This is a genomic window from Ruegeria sp. HU-ET01832, assembly GCF_040371315.1.
GTDB lineage: Bacteria > Pseudomonadota > Alphaproteobacteria > Rhodobacterales > Rhodobacteraceae > Ruegeria > Ruegeria lacuscaerulensis_A.
In genome coordinates this window covers 62,006-81,940 of the sequence record NZ_BAABWL010000009.1, presented here as the reverse complement: position 1 = coordinate 81,940, position 19,935 = coordinate 62,006, and the positions used below count along the sequence as shown (strand labels likewise).

Below are 19,935 nucleotides of genomic sequence, written 5' to 3'. Positions count from 1 at the left end.
CATTTTTTTTGCATTATTTTGTTTTGTCATTTGAAAACAACGATCTAATCACCAGCCATCGACGTCATTTCCCTCCAATTCAGCGTCGAACAACAGCCCAATGTATTGGATGACAACAAGGCGGGGCGAACAAAGCCCTATATATAGTGAGCAGTAAGCAGACAGATACTAGAAGCTCTCGACTCGTGCGTCTCTTTGCGAGTCGAAACCTGCGGCGCAAAAGCAGGATTCCGGAAGCCACAGCGTGTCAAAAGTGGATCTACGCGCTCAAATGCTTGCGTATCAACTGCGGATGCGGTCAGGTCACGGCAACCAAGCTGAATTGACGAAATTCCATGACCCAAGTGCCCGATCATAAATTCCCGCGCATGCGCACCGTCGGATATGACGGTTTGCTGGTTTCCTTTGGTGACACAATGGAAGAATCCTCGAACCGGGCAGCCTTGGCGTTTCGCGATCTCATCGACAGCGAAAACTGGGAAGGCGTACTTGAAACCTCGGCCACTTTGGCATCCGCTTATATACGGTTCGATACCAAACGTTTGTCACATGCCGACCTCGATTCCAGGGTACGCGGGGCTTTGGGCCACCAAGACTGGTACTCTGCGCCCATGCCCATGGGACGCAGGTTCTGGCGCGTTCCAACAGTATACGGTGGTGAGCTTGCACCCCAGCTTGGCGACGCGGCAAACGCAGCAGGGTTAAGCGTCGAGGAAGCTATCCGTCGACTGTCGGAAACTCGCGTCCGCGTCCTGACGATTGGGTTCGCGCCGGGGCAGCCATATCTGGGCCCGCTTGGACCCGAGTTCAACATACCCCGACTTCAGGATTTAACCCCGATGGTGCCCGAGGGCGCGCTGGTTCTGGCAATATCTCAGTTCGTACTTTTTTCAGGACCAACTCCGACGGGATGGAGGCATGTCGGCCAAACCGCGTTCCGATGCTTTCGCCCCGAAGCAGAACACAGCTTTGCCCTGCGCCCCGGCGACGAAATGCAGTTCGTGCCGATTTCCCGAGACGCGTTGGAGGATATCCGCGCAAACAACGCCGACGGCACGGGCGGCGCAACTTGTCAGGAGATCAAGCAGTGACTCTGACCGTTCTGCGCATCGGCCCAGCCTGCACAATTCAGGACCAGGGACGTATTGGATATCTGGATCAAGGTTTGTCCAGATCTGGGGCTGCTGACATCCTTGCCCTGCACGAAGGGGCTGCGTTGTTGGACCAGAGCCCGGAACTTGCAGCGTTGGAAATGGCGGGCATGGGTGGAGAGTTCGAAGCGACCCAAAGCACATGTTTTGCCCTCACTGGCGCACCGATGCAGGCCAGTATTGATGGAAGTCCCGTGCCGTGGAATGCCTCTCATCAGATCGAGGCCGGGCAACGATTGGTGATCGGAGCTGCGCTGCGTGGCAGCTATGGCTACCTTCATCTTGGTGGCGGTATAGACGTGCCAGAATTTTTGGCGTCCCGCTCAACGCATCTGACCGCAAAGATTGGGCGAGTTGTTCAGCAAGATGACATGCTGAATAGCCCCAAGGGCGCGGGGCGTGCTGGTTGGAAGTTAAGACCAGGGGACAGGTTCTCGGGCGGACTTTTGCATGTAGTCGCCAGTTTTCAGACATCCCTGTTTGATCAAAGTACTCTGGACCGGTTTGCCGCCACCAGCTTTACGCGCGGTGCAAGGGCCAACCGCATGGGGATGCAATTGGAAAGCGACGGACCCGGATTTGCGGCAAAAGGGCAGCTTAATATCCTGTCCGAGATCATCACACCCGGCGACATCCAAATGACCGGCACTGGAAACCCGTTTATCCTGCTGCCGGAATGCCAGACCACTGGGGGTTACCCACGTATCGCCACGGTCTTGCCTTGCGACATCCCTCGGGCGGCACAAACGCCAGCGGGAGCTGAAATTCGGTTCGAATTCGTGACGCTTGAGGAGGCTGCGACGCTACAGGCCCGCCACTCGGCTGACCTGATCCGGCTAAACGGTCAGATCGAACCGCTGGTGCGCAATCCCCATGACATCCCGGACCTGTTGTCCTACCAATTGATCGACGGAATGATCTCTGCCACCGACTAAAGGAGTTTTGCCGATGCCCAGCGTCGATCTGAATGCCGATATGGGGGAAAGCTTTGGCCCCTGGAAGATGGGCGATGACGATAGTCTGCTGAGGATCATCACCTCGGCCAATATCGCTTGTGGCTTTCACGCGGGTGATTGGGATGTGATGGCGCAGACGATGAAGCTGGCCGCTGAAAACGGCGTCGGTATCGGCGCACATCCCGGCTTTCCTGATCTGCAGGGCTTTGGCCGCAGAAATATGAAAATCCCTCATGCGTCCCTGCGCAATCTGGTGCGGTATCAATTGGGGGCAGCTTTAGGCATGGCCAAGGCGGTTGGAACGCAGGTCCGGCACCTGAAATTACACGGCGCGTTGGCCAACATGTGCTCGGTCGACGTGGATATGGCACGAGCGTGTTATCAGGGCGCGCTGGACGTGGATCCCGATATCTTCATCATGGTGCTGGCCGTCACCAAACAAGAAGAAGCTGTACGCGACCTTGGCTGCAAATGGGTCGGAGAGATCTTTGCCGACCGCGCTTACAATGACGACGGAACGCTGGTGGATCGAAGCCTGCCCGGAGCAGTCATTCACGACCCTGAACTTGCCGGGCCACGCATCCTGAACATGGTGCGCGAAGGGGCCATCATCACTGAATCCGGCAAACGACTGGAAACCTCGATCGACACAATATGTCTGCACGGGGACGGCCCTACGGCGGTGCAAATCGCAGCTTCGGTGCGGGAAAACCTGATCACTGGCGGGGTCGATGTGACGAAATTCATCCGCTGATCAGATTGGCTTAAGACAGCACGCGTATACCGTTGGTGTTGCCGGGGTCAGGTTCAGCCCCTAGCATGACCACAAGTTCATGTTCTGAGTGCCACAATCCAGGCAACACCCTGCACCACCTGCAAAGCGCAGGAGCAAGGAGATAGCTTTATGTCTTTTGATCTGATGTCCTACGAACCCCGCGGCGACAAGAAAAACTCGGACTTCTTCAACGAGTATTTGCCAAAAATCTACGAACGCCGCGCCAGCTCGGGCGTTGCCGATCTGGTCGGGGCGATGAAGGCCATCGTGATACAGGTCGAATCCGATGCGCTGTTTGACACACTGGTCGAGCTTTACGTAATGACGCCCTATCGCCACACAGCCAGCTATCTGGGGCGCACGCATAAATTCTCGGTCCTGCATTCACATTCCGACTACCCTGCCCTGGTCGTGATGGCACCGCTCAGCCCCGCTTTCGAAGACTTTATTCCCCGCATCAACCGCATGTATCCGCTGGCCCGAAAGACTCCGCAAACCCGATATGTCGGAGAGGTCTTCGGCGCGTCGGACCTAACCGCGCTGACCCAAACGCTGGAGGATCAGAATATTCGGTTCGAGTATTCAGGCGACACCGAAAATCCGTTCTACACGCTGCAGGGTTTTCAGTTCACTACACCTTCGGATTTCACCTGCAATCGGGTTGGCTATTCTAATCTGGACTTCAACGACACGGATAGCCTCGGTCTGGGCGACCGTGTTCTATTGAGCGACAGTGAGCAAGCTCGTCTGAATCAGGCTGCCGCGTTTGGGGCTGACAGCAATATCGCACCGCTCATGCTAGGTATTGATCACCTCGCCACGCGTGTTCTTGCCGGAGAACGCGAGGACGCGATCCTCGAGTTCCTGACGATGGTACCCTACTATTTCTGGGGCGCGTACAACATCTTCGACATGAATTCGTCCACCAATGTGAATCGAAACCCAAACGTAGATGACGACAAGAAATCACCTGCCAAAGTGTTCACCGCCAACAACACGCCGTCCTTCGTGAATTCCTTTGCCAAACTGCCGATGCCGACCGAGGATTTTGTCCGCAATTTCGGCCGTCGCCTGCATCACATGGCGGTCGAGATTCAGGATGGCGATCATGGCGCGGGTGAAAAGAATGTGGATTTCGTGGTGAACACCCTCAAAGACAAAGGCGTGCCGTTTCTGGCCCATGTAGTAGGCGAGTGCAAAGACGATCCGAACCTCAAGCAGATATTCTCAAAACACTCAAAAAACACGCTGCTGATCACGGAATACATTGAACGCTGCCACAAATATGATGGCTTTTTCACCAAGGACAATGTCGCCGCGTTAACCGCCGCCGCCGGTCAGGACGAGCAGTACCAGCACGGTCACGTGTTCGACTAAAGCCTGCAAGCATCTCCGAAACGCTCTGGGACACGAGTGTCCCGAAAATGGCAAACGCGTCGCGGGATGTACGCGCGTTAGGCCAATTCCGAAAAAAAGGCTGCGAGTTCCCTCGCAGCCCCATCCAATCAGGAGAGAGAATGTCGGGTCTTATGACGGCCCAATCATGAAACAGGTGACATTTCGGGCCTGCAATCTGCGGCAAGCCAGATCGGCCTGTTCGCGGGTCATGCCCTGGAACGTCGCATCAAAACCTCGTGAGCTTTGATTCACCTTGCGTAAGGTTCCTTCCAGAGTGGTCATTTCGGCCAAAGCGGTTTTCAGCAGCACCTTCTCGGCCTCGTATCGCGTAGTATAGCGACCTACATTTACGCCCCAAAGATGCCCGCCCGAGGTAGAAAGACGGGTGACAATTTCCCTTTCCGGCTCTGGCTGAGCAACTGGGTTGGTCGACGCCAGAACCAGATCATCAGGACGAGGTGCCGGGCGCACCGTTCCGTCATCCGGGGTCTGGATATCAGCCGCTGCGATTGCCGCAGCGATTCCATCCTGAATTCTGCCCTCGTCTTTTGCCGCTGCTGCGGCAACTGTTCCGGCGACTTGAACTGTAGCTGCGCGGCGCAACACGGGCCGCAGGCTGGCCGTTGGCGCAGTGGTTAGGCGCGCGACCTGCGCATTCAGGCCCACATTTCCAGCGTAAGCCGGACGGGCAGGTTTACGGATAGGCGCACGGGATGGAGCGCGACGGAAGCCCATATCCAGCAACTCAGCCACTTTGGCGTTGCGCGATGCACCAGATTTTCCGCCGAAGACGGTCGCGATGATCCGCTCATCCTTACGCTTGGCCGAGGCTACCAGATTGAAGCCCGCCGCTCGTGTGTATCCTGTCTTGATCCCATCGGCACCCTTATATGCGGCCAAAAGGCGGCGGTTGGTGTTCGGAACCGTTTTGATCCCTGCATGAGTCGATTGACGTGAAAACAGGTTGTAATACTGCGGATAGTCATACAGGAGATGCCGCCCCAGCGTCGTCATGTCCCGCGCGGTCGATAAGTGGCCGGACTCGGTCAATCCATGCGCATTCTTGAAGGTTGTGCGGCTCATACCCATGGCTTTAGCGGTGCGCGTCATACGGCGGGCAAACGCGGCCTCGGATCCACTAATCGCAATCCCGATGGCGGTCGCCGCGTCATTGGCGGATTTCACGGCGGCCGCGCGGATCAGGTACCGGAACGCAATCCGCTGACCCGAGCGCAACCCTAGCTTGGACGGAGGCTCTGCCGCAGCTGCCTTGGTGATACGTACTTGCGTATCCAACTCGATCTCACCATTCCGGACAGCCTCGAACGCAATATAGAGCGTCATCATCTTGGTCAGCGAAGCCGGGTGAAGTCGGGTATCTGCGTTGCGTGAATGCAAAACCTCGCCCGTGCGCGCGTCAATCACCATCGCCGCATAGGGCGCGGCAACCGATTGCAACGGCGCAAAAGAAAGCAGCCACACGAATGCTATAAGAAATAAGCCCATTCGGGCCGGAACTGTCCGCCGAACCTGCACGATCTTTGCCTCTGTCTACCTCGGGCCGCCGGGTTTTCCCGGTCAGCAATTAATTTATTTTATTACCCGTAAGGCTAACACAGAGAACGTCCGAAATAAACCGAAAGCTGGTAAATTCGATCTTTCTTTCGGCGCGCAGTCACCCACAACATATGGTCGACCTGCGCACCTCGACCACCAAATCGTCCTCCGATCTGGTGCCGCCGCACAAAGCCTATTCAATTTTTTGTAACTGGGACCATTCGGCAACATCATGCAAGCGTGCGAACAAGGCTCGCCAACTCACCCAGATCCCGCAATTCCTTGTACCGGTTCGAACGGGTGGGGACTTCGGCTTTTTCGATCTCCCAGACCAGCCCATGGGGGACGTAGACCCCCCAGCAGCCAGCCTCGATCGGAGCCACTACGTCGGATCGCATCGAATTGCCAACCATCATCGCTTGGGTAGGGCCGGTTCCATGGCGCGCAAATATTTCATGATAGGTTCCAGCCGTTTTTTCCGAAACGATCTCGACCTCGTCAAAAAGCTCGCCCAAACCAGATTGCGCCAGCTTCCTTTCTTGATCAATCAGGTCGCCTTTGGTGATCAGCACAACCTTGTGAGTCGCCCCGACTGCTTCGACCGCTTCGCGGGCATGGGGCAGCAGTTCGATCGGATGGGCCAACATCTCTTGCCCCGCGTCGATCAACTGACGAATGACCGAAGCCGGGACACGATCTTCGGTGACCTCGATCGCGGTTTCAATCATCGACAGAATGAAGCCTTTGATTCCATACCCATAGTGTCGAATGTTGCGTCTTTCTGCAGCAAGCAGTCGATCCATCAGATGATCCCGATCGGCATGGTCCGCCAGCAGATCGGCGAAATAGGCCTGCGTCAGTTGAAAGAACCGTTCGTTGTGCCACAACGTGTCATCAGCATCGAACCCAACGATGGTCAGCTTGTCTTCCATTGCGATTACGTCCTGCTGGCTCTTTTCTCTGGCCCCTAGGACGTTATATAACCGCTCAGATAAACCGAAGCCTGAATCGGACTTTTGCGCGCAATGTTTGAAAACCCTTGGATGATGTCTGACAATTCGGACGACGACGGCGACTCGTCCGTCCTTATTCAAACGCGCCCTAAAACCAAGCGCCCGCCGCTGTACAAGGTGCTGCTGCTGAATGACGACTACACCCCGATGGAGTTCGTTGTGCACGTGCTTGAGCGCTTTTTCGGTATGACCCACGCCGAAGCGTTCGAGATCATGCTGACCGTGCACAAGAAAGGCGTCGCCGTGGTTGGCGTATTCAGCCACGAGATCGCCGAGACCAAAGTGGGTCAGGTGATGGACTTTGCTCGCCGACACCAGCACCCCCTGCAATGCACAATGGAACGCGAAGAGTAGCGTCTGCTCTTCCAACGAACGCGTATGTCCCCTCGCCTTGATCTTGCCCTGAACAGCGGCCTTTCGCTGTCACAGCCGCTGACTGTGATCGGGCCGACACCAGCCCATGACCTGTCCGAACTGCCTCGCGATACGCAGGTGGTACAGCCCTTCAAACCGTTCCATGATCATTTCGCGGCACAAAGTTTTGACGTTATCCCCGAGACCCGTGATCCATGCCAGGATGCGGTGATATTCCTACCCCGCGCAAAAGCTTTGGCCCGCAGCCTTGTTCAACAGGCCTGCCTGCGCGCCAAGGGTAAGATTGTGGTGGACGGGGCCAAAACCGATGGGGTGGACAGCCTGCTGAAGGACATCCGAAAGCGTGTGCCGGTCGAAGGGCCAATTTCCAAAGCGCATGGCAAGATCTTCTGGTTTGCCTCTGATCCGGAGGCTTTCGCCGACTGGGCCGCGCCCCATGGGCAAATTGTAGAAGGTTTTACGACCGCGCCCGGTGTGTTTTCGGCGGACGGTGTGGACCCGGCCTCGGCCCTGTTGCTGGGCGTCCTGCCCGCAAAATTGGGCGCACGGGTGGCCGATCTGGGTGCGGGCTGGGGGTATCTGTCTGCCAACGTGTTGCAAAAACAGGGGTTACGCGCCCTATACTTGGTTGAGGCCGACCACATAGCCCTGACTTGTGCCAAGACCAATATCACCGATGACCGGGCGTCTTTTCATTGGGCCGACGCGGTAACGTGGCGCGCGCGCGAGGGGCTGGACGCGGTCGTTATGAACCCGCCCTTTCACACTTCGCGCAGCGCAGACCCCGCGCTGGGTCAGGGCTTTATCCAATCCGCCGCACGTAATCTGGCAAAACATGGTGAGCTGTGGATGGTGGCCAACCGCCACCTGCCTTACGAAACCACGCTGAACGAAGCTTTCTCGCGCGTCAACGAAGTCACTGGCGACAACCGGTTCAAGGTGTTCCATGCCTCTCGCCCTCGGCGGTGATCCCGGTTAACCTGCGCGCAACTCAGGGAGACAACGCATGTCCTTTTCCATAGCAGGCAAGACCGCCATCGTCACCGGTGGCGCCAATGGCGTCGGGCTAGCCATTGGGCGGCATTTCGCGGATGCCGGTGCCAATGTGATGTTTGCCGACATGGATGAAAAGCGGCTGACCGACGAGTTGGGCGAGCAGGCCGACGACAGCAATATCCGCTTTTTCGCGGGCGATTTACGGGAAAAGCTGACCATCGCAAACCTGCTTTCCGCCGCGATAGACGCCTTTGATCAGGTGGATATCCTGATCAACGGGTCGCGGCAGGTTATCCCGTCCGATCCGTTGGATACAGATGACGACTCGGTCAAGACCCTGCTGAATCAGAATTTGATGCCAGCCCTGCGTCTCAGCCAGGCTGTCGCCAAACGCATGATCAAACAATCCGGAGAAGGAGACGGCCCTGCCGGATCGATCATCAACCTGTCTTCGATAGCCGCACGTCGAACACATCCGGATCTGATGGCCTATTCCGTCTCGACCGCTGCGCTGGATCAGATGACGCGGTCACTGGCCGTGGCTTTCGCCCCGCACCGCATCCGCGTGAACTCGATCGCGCTGGGTTCGGTCATGAGCGCCTCGTTGCAGTCAACGCTCAAGGAAAACCGCGATTTCCGAGACGATATCGAAAAGCACACCCCATTGGCCCGCATTGCCGCCCCCACCGAACTGACCGAGACGGCGCAGTTTCTGGCCTCGGACGCGGCAGGTTTCATCACCGGGCAAATCCTGACCATTGACGGAGGTCGCACCCTGCTGGACCCCGTTGCAGCACCGGCGCACTGACCCCATGTTTGACACCGAAAAAGCTACCGCCTCCGCGTGGTTCCGCACCCTGCGCGACCAGATCGTAACTGCGTTCGAAGCCCTGGAAGACAGCCACGACACTGGGCCGTTTTCCGACGCCACCCCCGGCCGCTTCGAAGTGAAGGAAACCACCCGCCAATCAGACGACGGATCAGACGCAGGCGGCGGTTTGATGTCGGTGATGCGCGGCGGGCGCGTGTTTGAGAAAGTGGGCGTCAATATCTCGACCGTTTACGGCACGCTGGGCGAACGCGCGCAGCAGGCCATGGCGGCGCGCAAAGGCATTCCGGGCATGACCGAAGACCCGCGCTTCTGGGCCTCGGGCATTTCACTGGTGGCGCATATGCAGAACCCGCACGTGCCAGCGGTGCATATGAATACCCGTATGTTCTGGACGCCCCACGCCTGGTGGTTCGGCGGCGGGTCTGACCTGAACCCGTGTATCGAATATGACGACGACACCGCCCATTTCCACGCCACGCAAAAGGCGCATCTGGACCCGCATGGGCCGGCGCATTACCCGCGCCTCAAGGATTGGGCGGATGAGTATTTCTATATCCCGCACCGCAAACGCGCGCGCGGTGTGGGCGGCATCTTCATGGATGACTACTGTACCGGCGACTGGAGCGCCGATTTCGCACTGACGCAGGATATCGGCCGCGCCTTTTTGCCCGCCTTCCTGCCCTTGGTCGAAAAGCGCCGGGTGCATGGGTTTGATGATGCAGACAAAAACACTCAACTGGTGCATCGTGGTCTGTATGCCGAGTACAACCTTGTCTACGACCGAGGCACCAAGTTCGGACTGGAAACCGGCCACGACCCTGATGCCGTGTTGATGAGCCTGCCTCCACTGGCGAAATGGGTGTGATTACTTCTTCATCCTGATATCCAGAACAGCGTCGTAACAATAGCTTTCAGCCTTGGATGCCGAGTAATTTTCGCCCACATACTTCACGGTGATCGAATGTTTGGATGTCGTGTCGGGCTCAACTTGCGGGTCCAGGGAAAACTCTACGGTTCGAATACCCGGCTCATATGGTTTTGAAAGATAGATACGCCGGGTCGACTCAGTTCCCAGTGTCCTGATCGCATAGTCCCCAATCCCGCACCAATACGCCAACGCAACTGATGACCCGACTACGTTCACTTCAAAATTGCCCGTTTGTAATGGCGTCACGTGAACTTGAAAGGTGGGGAATACACCAATACCCGGCTGATCCGCCTGAGCTTCCGCACAGAGAAGCAGCGCCAAAGCTAAAGGCATACATTTAAAGAGTTTCACGGTCGATTACCTCTGCGCAAGTCACAGCAGCCCTCATTGGCCGCATCCCTTGACTACGCAGCGTTGTTGAACCGCGAAGCGCTGGCAAAACACAAAAGCGTCATTCAGTCGTGATGAATCCCAGCAAAGCGTCCAGGCCCTCAGAATCCGAAATCGAGGAAATTGTCATAGCAATAGGTCTGCGCGGACCCCGCCGACAGGTTCTCGCCCACACGTTTGACCGTGACCGAGTATCCCGGAGTGGTATCGACCCCTTCTGGTGCGGTCAGTGAAAACTGAACCGTCCTGGTTTGTTTTTCATAGGCACGCGTGATGTAAATCCGCTGGGTCGCCTTGGTTCTGAGTGTTCGGATCGCATAGTCCCCAATACCGCACCAATACGCGACCGGCGCCGTGGTCCCTCGGGTTGATACCTCGTAGATGCCATTGCCTTTGTCCGCCACGTCAACCCGGACCGCGGGGTTAAGATTCACTCCGAAACCGATCGCCTGAGCGACCCCTGGCAACAATACAATCGCCGCAATGGCAGGCATTTTCCGAAACCGCATAATCCCTTACCCTTTCACACTAAGCACCGCAGAACAAAGCATAGACTACATCACAGCCTAGTAAAGTTCCTGCTCCACAACGTGCTATTCGCTAAGCACACGCCCGCCCACATTCTGTGGAGCCAGCGCAACCGTCTTGATCACAGCATAGCAAAGCTGGCCCGGTTGCAGGCCCAGCGCGTCGACCGAACGGCGAGTGATGCGAGCAAGAACAGATCCCGCCGGAGTTTTCACTGAAACGATCGCCCCCGGACCTTCGCCCGCGCGAATGGTGTCAACCGTACCTTCCAGCATATTCAGCGCCGACAAACCCTCCGGCCGTTTGTTGGACAAGATGACCTCTTGGGCGGGGATACGTATTCGAAGGTCATCGCCAATCTGATGCGGAATACGCGGCAGGAACAGGCTTGTCCCGCCCGCATTCAACTCGGTCAGACCATCGGAATGGTGCTTGGCAACCCGCACTTGCAGCACCGCACCGACCGCGCGAATACCCGCAGGCGCAACCGATGGGTCGGCCAGAACTTCTGAGGCTGGCCCGTGGCGCACTGCCTTTCCGTCTTGCAACGCCACAACCGACGTCGCCAGGCGCGCCACCTCGGCGGCAGAGTGGGTGACATACAGAATGGGCACCGAAACCTCATCCCTGAGGCGTTCGAAATAGGGCAGGATCTCGGCCTTGCGCGCATCGTCGAGCGCCGCCAGCGGCTCATCGGCCAATATCAGGCGCGGGCTGGCCAGCAACGCCCGGCCAATCGCCACGCGCTGTTTCTCGCCCCCGGAAAGGCCAGCAGGACGGCGGTCCAGCAGATGGCCGATCCCCAACATCTCGATCACCTTGTCGGGGTTCTCGCGCGGCGCGCCCTTGGGCGCGAACCAACGGCCGTATGACAGGTTTTGGCGCACCGTCAGGTGGGGGAACAGCCGCCCCTCTTGAAAGACATAGCCCAAACGCCGCTTATGCGGCGGAAGCCACAGATGTTTCTCGGTGTCAAACAGCTCCCATCCATCAACCGCGACACGGCCCGAAGTCGGTTTGAGCAATCCAGCGACGGCATTGACAACCGTCGTCTTGCCCGAGCCCGAGCGTCCGAACAGAACAGTCACGCCGGACGGTGCATCAAAATTGAGATCCAGTTTGATGTTGGGCAGATCATGCTGCAATCGGACAGAAAGGCTCATGACCCGGCCACCCTTGCTGCGACACGGCGGGCTATGAACTCTGACAGCAAAAGCGCGCTTAGAGCGATAACAACCGATATAACAACCAACCGCGTGGCGGCCGCTTCACCGCCGGGAACCTGAAGAAAGGCGTAGACAGCCGAGGGCAGTGTTTGGGTCTGCCCGGGGATATTGGAAACGAAGGTAATCGTGGCGCCGAATTCGCCCATCGCCTTGGCAAAGGCCAGAATGGCCCCCGCGATAACGCCCGGCAGGATCATCGGCAGAGTGACGGTCGCAAACACCATAATGCGCGAAGCCCCCAATGTAGCCCCAGCCTGCTCTAGCTTTGGGTCCACCGCTTCGATCGACAGCCGGATGGCGCGCACCATTAAAGGGAATGCCATGATCCCCGCCGCCAGCGCTGCACCGGTCCAACGGAAAGCGAACACGATTCCGACTTCGGACATGGCGCGACCCAACGGACCCTGAATGCCAAAGGTCAGCAAGAGGAGGTAGCCAGTGACTACCGGCGGCAGGATCAACGGTAAGTGCACGAGCCCGTTCAAGACCTGTCGCCCCGGAAATCGCCAGCGGGCCAATGCATAAGCAGTGAAAACTCCAAAGGGCAAAGTTACCAGCGTGGCCCAAAAGGATACGCGCAATGACAGCCTCAGGGCCTCAAGCTCTTCGGGACCCAACCATCCCATCGCTTATTGCTCCGGCAGGGAAAAGCCCTGCCTTTCAAAGATGTCTTGCGCTTCGGGCGATTGCAGATGCTCCAAAAACGCAAGCGCCTCTGGTCGGGCAGACGTTGTCACACCAGCCGGATAGATGATTGCAGGGTGCAAATCAGACGAAAACTCAGCGAGTACGCGAACGCGGTCTTCGACCACGGCGTCCGATCGGTACACAATGCCCAAGGGTGCTGCTCCTACCGCAACCAGAGCAAGCGCTGCACGCACATTGTCGGTTTGCGCCACTTGCCCCTGAACACTATCCCACAAGCCCAGACTGCGCAGCGCCGCCTTGCCATAGATCCCAGCGGGTACAGCATCGACCAATGCCATGGCTAGATGCCCACCGGCCAAAGCCCCCGCCAGATCGGTTTCTGGGGTCACCTCGTGCATGTCGGGGGCCGAGGTGCCGCCAATGAGAACCAGCCCATTGCCCAACAGATCGACCCGCTTATTTGCTTCGATCAGGCCCTTGCCCTGCAGGACATCCATCCATTCGACATTCGCCGAAATGAATACATCCGCCGGTGCGCCCAGCTGAATCTGACGCGCCAGAACCGAGGAAGCCGCATAGGAAACCGTGATCTCTTGTCCGGTCTGTGCCTCGAACGCCGGAGCGATCTCGTCCAGAGCATTCTTCAGACTGGCTGCTGCAAAAACCAGTACGCCGTCTGCCCCCGCGCGCAGCGGAGCCAGTGTAAACAAAGCCAAAGTGATGGCCGCAAGAAATACACGAAGCAGACGTGACAGGATCATCTCATTCCCGCCCCTCGGGGTTAAGGTCTTCTTGGGGATATCTGAGGCACCGGGGGGCGTGCAAGCGCCGATGCGCCGCAGGTTCACCCAAAGGGCAGAGATTGCTGGAAAATCCTTGCCCCAAGCCATTTTCGTCAACAGACTCAACGACAATGTCGCAAACGATCTTGATCCTGATACGTGTCACGGGGATGCTGCGCGCGAGTCAGGAACAGGAAAGCCGACATGTTGCACACTATCCCAGGTTTGATCGACGCCGTACGCGCGCGTTTTGCCCATGTCGAAAGCTGTCCCTTTCAAGGGCCCCGGATTTTCTTTGAAAACGCAGGTGGGGCCCTGACGTTGAATTCCGTGGTCGAGACGTCGGCCAAGTTCGCCGCTATCCCTGACAATCAGGGGCGCGACAACGTCGCTAGCCATGCGCTTGTCGACACCATCAACACCGCCAAGGCTGATTTAGCTGTGTTCATGAATGCGCCTTCAGGTCAGTTTTTTGTTGGTGAAAGCGGGACTGAACTGCTGTTTCGTATGATCCGCACCGCCTGCGTGAACGCGCCCAAAGGCGGCAAGGTCATCGGCAGTTCCATCGAACATCCCGCCAGTCGCAGCGCCGCCCGCCGCTGGGCTGACATTGCTGGGCTGGACTATGTCAACGTCCAGCACGACAACGATACAGGTCTCGTCACCGCTGAGGCATTCCGGGCTGCAATGACTCCGGACGTCTGTGTCGCCACAATCGTGCACGCCTCGCCGGTCACAGGTATGGGGATGGATGTGGCAGCCATCGCGCGGGCCATTCGTGAGGTCTCGCCCGAGTGTTTCATCATTGTGGACGGTATTCAGCACGCGGCTCACGGGCAGTTGGATATCAACAGCTACGACGTCGATGGTTATGCAATCTCACCCTACAAAGTGTTCTCGCGCCACGGGTATGGCGTTGCATGGATATCGGACCGGCTGACCGCCCTTCCCCACGACCAATTGATCGACGCCCCGTCAGAAGGGTGGGAATTCGGAACCCGCGACACCGGTGCTTACGCGACCATGTCCGACGTGGTGGCTTATTTCGAGTGGCTGGGCGACCAGGTCTCGGACCACACGGACCGCCGCGCCCGGATCGAGGCTGCTGGCGGCGCCATCCATGCCTACGAATCGCATCTGACAGATGCAATGATCAACGGCACCGGCAATCTGCCGGGCCTGCGCGATATGGAGCACGTTTCAATTCTGGGCGGCGCAAACAACCCTGCCCGCGAAGGGTTGGTTTCAATTGTCGTGCGGGATATCCCCTCTGCCGATGTTGTGGCACGCCTGAATGATCAGGGCATCCGAACTCATATCCGCAAAGCCGATCACTACAGCGGCAACGTTCTGACCCCGTTGGGACTGAACGACTGCATCCGCATATCGCTTTGTCACTACAACACCGAACAAGAAGTCGCCCAGTTGCTGGCCGCAGTGCACGAGATGACAGCTTGATCAAATAAATTCTTCCAGACCCTCTTGCACCCGGGCGCTGGCTTGGCTAAATGCACCGTCACGGGTGATTAGCTCAGTTGGTAGAGCGCTTCGTTTACACCGAAGATGTCGGGAGTTCGAGTCTCTCATCACCCACCATTCCCCTTATTTTCAATGGTTTATTCAGGGTCTTGTAACGAGAACTTGGAGGCCATTTGAGGAAGAATGTACGGGAATCGAAACATCAAAACCGTTTTGGACTGCCCAGAGGATTGTTCCTTGGAGGCAAATGGTACGCTGTAAGGGTAGCTGTACCGATTGAGTACCAAGACATTGTTGGCAAACGAGAGATCGTCCGAGGGTTAGGAACTCAGGACCTAGCCGAAGCATTGAAGCGCCGTCCAAGAGTCCTTGAGGAAATCATTGAAGCGATCACCGAAGGACAAACACCGTCTCAAGTTGTTGGCCCTAATAAACCGAAGCAGGGGAATACTGTGGGAGATGCCGCCGACAGGTGGTTAGCTGACGCGGTCGGGATAAGTAACAGCACGAAGGTCAGGATAATGTGTGGGAGGCGATATTCGAACCCCAACTCACGACCCATTGCCAACATTAAACCCATTGGCTGGATGCCGCAGTCGCAACCCGCACTGCTGCCATTCGCTGCACTTGCTCGGTTTTAGTTATCGCAGACGTCTGGACCGCGGACAAAACGGACGCTCAATCGTTTGATCTTTGCCCCGATCTGTATTCTGGAAGTTTGGCCAAGGCCGATTTTAACGCGTCACCCCATCCATCGGAAACACTGCGAAAGTACTGGTCGTCAGCTTCGAATCTTGACCGCGTACCGCCATCAAGGCTGTCTTCATCGTAGAGAAGCAGGTCGAGCGGCGCCCCGACAGACAGATTGGCCTTAATCGTCGAGTCAAAACTGACAAGCAAGAGTTTCACGGTTTCTGGAAAACTCATTTCCGGATCGTAGGCGCGCACCAGAATAGGACGGCCATATTTTGTCTCACCGATCTGAAAGAACGGGGTGTCGTCGCCGGCCTCGATAAAATTGCCTTCAGGGTAGATCAAAAACAGGCGAGACGGACCGCCCTTGATCTGGCCTCCAACAATGAGTGTCGCGTGAAAAGCGCTGTCAGCTTGCTGACCGGACCGGGCATGCTCCTCGATGACGTCGTTCAGCGTAGCCGCGACCAGTTGCGCAACTTGAAACATTGTCGGTGCTTCTAAGATCGATGGTGAACGATCTGCCGGCGCTTTCGTTCGTTCTTCTAGGAGGCTTATCGTTGCCTGAGTAGTGGCCAGGTTTCCGGCCGTTAGGATTGTGATCGACCGGTCACCTTCGACTGTCCAGTTGAACATCTTGTTGAAGGTTGAAACATTGTCGACGCCGGCATTCGTGCGCGTATCGGACATAAATACCAACCCGCGGTTCAACCGCATGCCGACAGCATAGGTCATTCATGTCTCCGTTACTGCTGTGCGACTTGCAACTGCACTGTCAATTGCTCGCCCGCTGTCCCAATTCTGTTCCCTATTACCGGGGCGGCTTGGGCATAGTCCAGACCGGTTGCGACGCGTACGTATCGATCATCTGGCGAAATCCCGTTTGAGACGTCAAATCCGACCCACCCAAGCCCGTCCAAATGCACTTCGGCCCAGGCATGGGTCGCGTCCTGCAGCTCCGTTTCGTTCATCATCAAGTAGCCCGAGACGTAGCGTGCTGGCACTCCGAGCTGTCGGGCGCAGGTAATGAAAATGTGCGCATGGTCCTGACACACGCCGCGCTCGGCTTTGAGGGCATCTTCTGCGCTCCAACCCGGGTGTGAACTTCCAATTTCGTACGAGACCGTAGCTCGAATTCTTTCGGACAGTGCATGCATCTGCTCCAGCGGTTCGCCGTTGGGCAATGCGCTTATCAGCTCTGCAACTCTTTTCCCCGGCGATGTCTGCGGAGTGCTTCTTTTGAATAGCCACAAGGGCGTCGACCCTTCGTGGCGCCCCAGAACGCCGTGCGTGTCTTTCACTTCAACAATGCCTTCGGAGATCAACGAGATGCTTTGGGTGTTTGTTTCGAAACTGATCAATTCCACCGTGTTGCGGTGGTAGTCTTCAAATGTCAGCTCTTTGTGCCCACCGGTGATCTGGGTGCTCCAACTCACAATGCTCTGGTTTCGGAATGACTTTGGTGTTTTCCGCAGCTGTTGCAGACCGAAGGGAACCGGCGCGTCAAAATCGTATCGTGTCTCGTGTCGAATGTGCAGTTTCATTGGCTACTCGTAGAACCTGTAATCAATCTCGATCTGACGGCTCAAATTGCCGAGATCGGTCAGAAAATCCTGAATGTACTCATGCAGACCGAATTCAAAAATATCGGAAATTTTCTGATCCAAGTATTTCTCGTACAGAGCATTTGATGCCTCGCACGAAGGCCCAGCAAAGCCGTAGTCTTTCTTCAGGTAGGACAGGTTTTCCTGAATCTTTCTGCAGCAGAAGTGCAAACTGCGAGGCATCCGCTGATCCAGTATCAAAAACTGAGCAATATCAGACGGCCGAGTTTTCTCACCATGGGTCATCCGATACCCTCCACCAGCGCCGACGGAACGGAGAATGCTTTCCCATTGGATGTTGTCCAGTGATGAGCCGACCGAGAAGGCTGTGGGCAGAAGAACATAGTACTTCACGTCCAAAATGCGCCCAGTATTGTCAGCCCGTTCGACAAAAGTCCCGATGCGGGTGAAATCGAAAATGTCGTTACGCAGCATGGTCCCCAAAGTGGCACCACGGACCAGAGCCGCCTGTTGTCGAATGAGTTCCAACGTTGCAGGTAAGTCCCGCTCATTCACGCGTCGTTTCATCACCGCGTCGATCTGCATCCAGGTGGAGTTCACTGCGCTCCAGACATCATGGGTGAGCGCTGTCCGAACAAGGCGCGCGTTGTCTCGGGCTTGCTTGATAACCGACTTGATCGAGGATGGGTTATCAGCGTCACGCAGCACCCAATCGACCGCATTGTCCTTTGAAATCTCGTCATACTTGGCGTGGTACCCATCCAGAACACCGGCCGTTTTTAGAACCGAACCCCATTCCTCGGCAGAGTTTTTGGTACGGGTCAACGCCATTCTCTGACCTGTTTCAAGCAGCCTCGCCGTATTTTCCGCTCGCTCAAGATACCGGGACATCCAGAACAACCCACCAGCAGTTTTTCCCAGCATGGTCAGTCCTCCAGAACCCAGGTGTCTTTGGTCCCGCCACCCTGGCTTGAATTCACGACCAGCGACCCTTTCTTAAGAGCCACGCGGGTCAGGCCGCCGGGAGTGATCTTGACCCCTTCGGGTGACACCAAAACGAAAGGACGCAGATCGACATGTCTGGGGGCCAGCCCAGAACGCGCGAAGATCGGCACCGTCGAAAGCGACAATGTCGGCTGAGCAATATAGTTCGCTGGCCGCGATATGAGCTTGTCGCGAAAAGCTGAAATCTCTTTCTTGCTGGCAGTCGGGCCGATCAGCATCCCGTAGCCGCCAGACCCGTGCACTTCTTTCACTACAAGCTCGGAAAGATTGTCCAGTACATAAGACAAAGAGTCGGGGTCGCTACACCGCCAGGTAGGAACATTCTGAAGCAGAGGCTTCTCGCCCGTGTAGAACTCAACGATCTCGGGCATGTAGGAATAAATAGCCTTGTCATCGGCTATGCCTGTTCCCGGCGCGTTGGCGATCGTGATGCCGCCTGCGCGATATACGTCCAAAATGCCTGGCACGCCCAATGCGCTATCAGGGTTGAAGTTCAGCGGATCCAGGAAGTCGTCATCAACCCGGCGATAAAGCACGTCGATGGGCGTATAGCCTCTGGTGGTGCGCATGCAGACGCGTCCGTCGACAACCCGCAGGTCGTGACCCTCGACCAATTCCACGGCCATCTGATCTGCGAGGAACGCATGTTCGTAGTAGGCCGAGTTATAGATGCCCGGGGTTAATACCGCGACAGTGGGTTCCCCGTCTGCACAAGCCGGTGCACAGGCCGCCAGCGACCGTCGTAGATTGCGGGGGTAGTCAGAAACATTCCGAACGTTGGTCGCGCTAAAAAGCTCAGGGAACATCTTTAGCATCGTCTCCCGGTTCTCCAGCATATAGCTGACCCCGGATGGCGTTCGGGCGTTGTCTTCCAGAACGAAAAACTCGTCTGGGCCGGTTCGCACCAGATCGACGCCGACAATGTGCGTATAAACCTGACCGGGCGGTGAGACACCAAGCATCTGCGGCAGGAACGCTTCGTTTCTGGCAATCATCTCAGCCGGCACACGCCCGGCCCGGACTATTTCCTGACGGTGATAAATGTCGTGTAGAAATGCGTTGATTGCCCGCACCCGCTGTTCGATACCGCGTTCCAGCCGCTGCCATTCGCGCGCTGAAATGACTCGTGGCACGATATCAAACGGTATAAGGCGTTCCTCAGCCTCGGCTTTGCCGTAGACGTTAAAAGTTATGCCCGTCAGCCTGAAAACCTCTTCGGCTTCGCGCTGTTTCGCCCTCAGTCGTGATACGTCTTCCGCGTTGAACCAGCGGCCGATCTCTTCGTATGGACCTCTGAGTGATCCATCGCCGTTGAACATTTCATCAAAATACACACTCATGCTTTGAGTTTTACGCATAGATCAGATTTTTCAAGTCATTCAGGCTTGGTTGGAAGCTGCCTTTGGACGGAGCGTCTAATTTTCAGGCTAACTGGATAGTTTCGTGAACTTAACAACGTGGCGCTATTCGTGTTTCCACTTGAAGTCACATTCAGTATTTTGAATTCAACAGTATCTGGTTTTGTACTGCTTCTGAACGTCCGCATTGGGCTCATTCCAGACTTCGGAGGTAACGCAGCATCATGCGATATGTTGGCGTAGTCAACGTCGGGTTGTCGTTGTGGGAGGGCATGGCGGA

Annotated in this window: 21 protein-coding genes and 1 tRNA gene; 11 read left to right on the top strand and 11 right to left on the bottom strand. The window is 56.7% G+C overall.

Annotated elements, in window-relative coordinates; all coding sequences use genetic code 11:
• Nucleotides 1-335 precede the first annotated feature (335 nt).
• The 4 genes from ABWV79_RS20980 to ABWV79_RS20965 all read left to right on the top strand — a co-directional run bounded on the left by ABWV79_RS20980 (nt 336) and on the right by ABWV79_RS20965 (nt 4,259).
• Complete coding sequence (locus ABWV79_RS20980) at nt 336-1,091, top strand: 5-oxoprolinase subunit B family protein (protein WP_353394592.1); 756 nt, start codon at nt 336-338, stop codon at nt 1,089-1,091.
• Nucleotides 1,088-2,086 carry a 5-oxoprolinase subunit C family protein gene (locus tag ABWV79_RS20975; RefSeq protein ID WP_353394589.1) on the top strand — a complete coding sequence of 333 codons (999 nt, stop codon included), beginning with the start codon at nt 1,088-1,090 and terminating at the stop codon, nt 2,084-2,086. The genes ABWV79_RS20980 and ABWV79_RS20975 overlap by 4 nt, the downstream gene beginning before the upstream one ends.
• Nucleotides 2,087-2,099: 13 nt before the next feature.
• Nucleotides 2,100-2,861, top strand: a complete 762-nt coding sequence (locus ABWV79_RS20970) for a LamB/YcsF family protein (protein ID WP_353394586.1) — start codon at nt 2,100-2,102, stop codon at nt 2,859-2,861.
• A gap of 150 nt (nt 2,862-3,011) precedes the next feature.
• Nucleotides 3,012-4,259: a hypothetical protein gene (locus tag ABWV79_RS20965; RefSeq protein ID WP_353394583.1), complete on the top strand. Its 1,248-nt coding sequence runs from the start codon at nt 3,012-3,014 to the stop codon at nt 4,257-4,259.
• A gap of 150 nt (nt 4,260-4,409) precedes the next feature.
• On the opposite strand, the gene ABWV79_RS20960 is transcribed toward ABWV79_RS20965, so the two are convergent.
• Both ABWV79_RS20960 and ABWV79_RS20955 read right to left on the bottom strand, forming a co-directional pair.
• Nucleotides 4,410-5,786 carry a D-alanyl-D-alanine carboxypeptidase family protein gene (locus ABWV79_RS20960; RefSeq protein ID WP_353394580.1) on the bottom strand — a complete coding sequence of 459 codons (1,377 nt, stop codon included), beginning with the start codon at nt 5,784-5,786 and terminating at the stop codon, nt 4,410-4,412.
• Nucleotides 5,787-6,067: 281 nt separating this feature from the next.
• The gene (locus tag ABWV79_RS20955) at nt 6,068-6,769 is read right to left on the bottom strand and encodes an HAD family hydrolase (RefSeq protein WP_353394577.1); all 702 of its coding nucleotides are present in this window, start codon (nt 6,767-6,769) and stop codon (nt 6,068-6,070) included.
• A 93-nt stretch (nt 6,770-6,862) separates the two neighbouring features.
• Here ABWV79_RS20955 and clpS point away from each other — a divergent pair, with 93 nt between their 5' ends.
• The 4 genes from clpS to hemF are packed head-to-tail and all read left to right on the top strand — an operon-like array spanning nt 6,863 to nt 9,918.
• Nucleotides 6,863-7,204 carry an ATP-dependent Clp protease adapter ClpS gene (gene clpS / locus ABWV79_RS20950; RefSeq protein WP_170356801.1) on the top strand — a complete coding sequence of 114 codons (342 nt, stop codon included), beginning with the start codon at nt 6,863-6,865 and terminating at the stop codon, nt 7,202-7,204.
• 24 nt (nt 7,205-7,228) lie between these two features.
• Entirely contained in the window at nt 7,229-8,194 is a 966-nt protein-coding gene (locus tag ABWV79_RS20945) for a class I SAM-dependent methyltransferase (RefSeq protein ID WP_353394574.1), read from the top strand.
• 37 nt (nt 8,195-8,231) lie between these two features.
• Entirely contained in the window at nt 8,232-9,029 is a 798-nt protein-coding gene (locus ABWV79_RS20940) for an SDR family NAD(P)-dependent oxidoreductase (RefSeq protein WP_353394572.1), read from the top strand.
• A gap of 4 nt (nt 9,030-9,033) precedes the next feature.
• Nucleotides 9,034-9,918 carry an oxygen-dependent coproporphyrinogen oxidase gene (gene hemF, locus ABWV79_RS20935; protein WP_170356807.1) on the top strand — a complete coding sequence of 295 codons (885 nt, stop codon included), beginning with the start codon at nt 9,034-9,036 and terminating at the stop codon, nt 9,916-9,918.
• Here the strand turns inward: hemF and ABWV79_RS20930 are convergent, their stop codons facing one another.
• The 5 genes from ABWV79_RS20930 to modA form a co-directional block, all read right to left on the bottom strand.
• The gene (locus ABWV79_RS20930; RefSeq protein ID WP_353394569.1) at nt 9,919-10,332 is read right to left on the bottom strand and encodes a hypothetical protein; all 414 of its coding nucleotides are present in this window, start codon (nt 10,330-10,332) and stop codon (nt 9,919-9,921) included.
• Between the two features lie 140 nt (nt 10,333-10,472).
• The gene (locus ABWV79_RS20925; protein WP_353394566.1) at nt 10,473-10,880 is read right to left on the bottom strand and encodes a hypothetical protein; all 408 of its coding nucleotides are present in this window, start codon (nt 10,878-10,880) and stop codon (nt 10,473-10,475) included.
• A gap of 84 nt (nt 10,881-10,964) precedes the next feature.
• Nucleotides 10,965-12,062 carry a molybdenum ABC transporter ATP-binding protein gene (gene modC, locus ABWV79_RS20920; protein ID WP_209198332.1) on the bottom strand — a complete coding sequence of 366 codons (1,098 nt, stop codon included), beginning with the start codon at nt 12,060-12,062 and terminating at the stop codon, nt 10,965-10,967.
• Nucleotides 12,059-12,751: a molybdate ABC transporter permease subunit gene (gene modB / locus ABWV79_RS20915; RefSeq protein ID WP_353394563.1), complete on the bottom strand. Its 693-nt coding sequence runs from the start codon at nt 12,749-12,751 to the stop codon at nt 12,059-12,061. The genes modC and modB overlap by 4 nt, the downstream gene beginning before the upstream one ends.
• 3 nt (nt 12,752-12,754) lie before the next feature.
• Nucleotides 12,755-13,534: a molybdate ABC transporter substrate-binding protein gene (gene modA / locus ABWV79_RS20910; protein ID WP_353394560.1), complete on the bottom strand. Its 780-nt coding sequence runs from the start codon at nt 13,532-13,534 to the stop codon at nt 12,755-12,757.
• 225 nt (nt 13,535-13,759) lie between these two features.
• On the opposite strand from modA, the gene ABWV79_RS20905 reads away from it, so the two are divergent.
• The 3 genes from ABWV79_RS20905 (at nt 13,760) to ABWV79_RS20895 (ending at nt 15,675) form a co-directional block, all read left to right on the top strand.
• The gene (locus ABWV79_RS20905) at nt 13,760-15,013 is read left to right on the top strand and encodes an aminotransferase class V-fold PLP-dependent enzyme (protein WP_353394557.1); all 1,254 of its coding nucleotides are present in this window, start codon (nt 13,760-13,762) and stop codon (nt 15,011-15,013) included.
• A 62-nt stretch (nt 15,014-15,075) separates the two neighbouring features.
• Nucleotides 15,076-15,151 (top strand) — tRNA-Val (locus ABWV79_RS20900).
• Nucleotides 15,152-15,207: 56 nt separating this feature from the next.
• On the top strand, nt 15,208-15,675 hold the full coding sequence (locus ABWV79_RS20895; protein ID WP_353394554.1) for a DUF6538 domain-containing protein: 468 nt from the start codon (nt 15,208-15,210) through the stop codon (nt 15,673-15,675).
• 37 nt (nt 15,676-15,712) lie between these two features.
• Here ABWV79_RS20895 and ABWV79_RS20890 read toward each other — a convergent pair whose 3' ends face one another.
• The 4 genes from ABWV79_RS20890 to ABWV79_RS20875 are packed head-to-tail and all read right to left on the bottom strand — an operon-like array spanning nt 15,713 to nt 19,637.
• Nucleotides 15,713-16,462, bottom strand: coding sequence for a proteasome-type protease (locus ABWV79_RS20890; RefSeq protein ID WP_353394551.1), 750 nt, complete (start codon nt 16,460-16,462; stop codon nt 15,713-15,715).
• A gap of 11 nt (nt 16,463-16,473) precedes the next feature.
• Complete coding sequence (locus tag ABWV79_RS20885) at nt 16,474-17,271, bottom strand: transglutaminase family protein (RefSeq protein WP_353394548.1); 798 nt, start codon at nt 17,269-17,271, stop codon at nt 16,474-16,476.
• A gap of 3 nt (nt 17,272-17,274) precedes the next feature.
• Nucleotides 17,275-18,216, bottom strand: coding sequence for an alpha-E domain-containing protein (locus ABWV79_RS20880; RefSeq protein ID WP_170356823.1), 942 nt, complete (start codon nt 18,214-18,216; stop codon nt 17,275-17,277).
• 2 nt (nt 18,217-18,218) lie between these two features.
• Entirely contained in the window at nt 18,219-19,637 is a 1,419-nt protein-coding gene (locus ABWV79_RS20875) for a circularly permuted type 2 ATP-grasp protein (RefSeq protein ID WP_353394545.1), read from the bottom strand.
• Between the last annotated feature and the right edge of the window lie 298 nt (nt 19,638-19,935).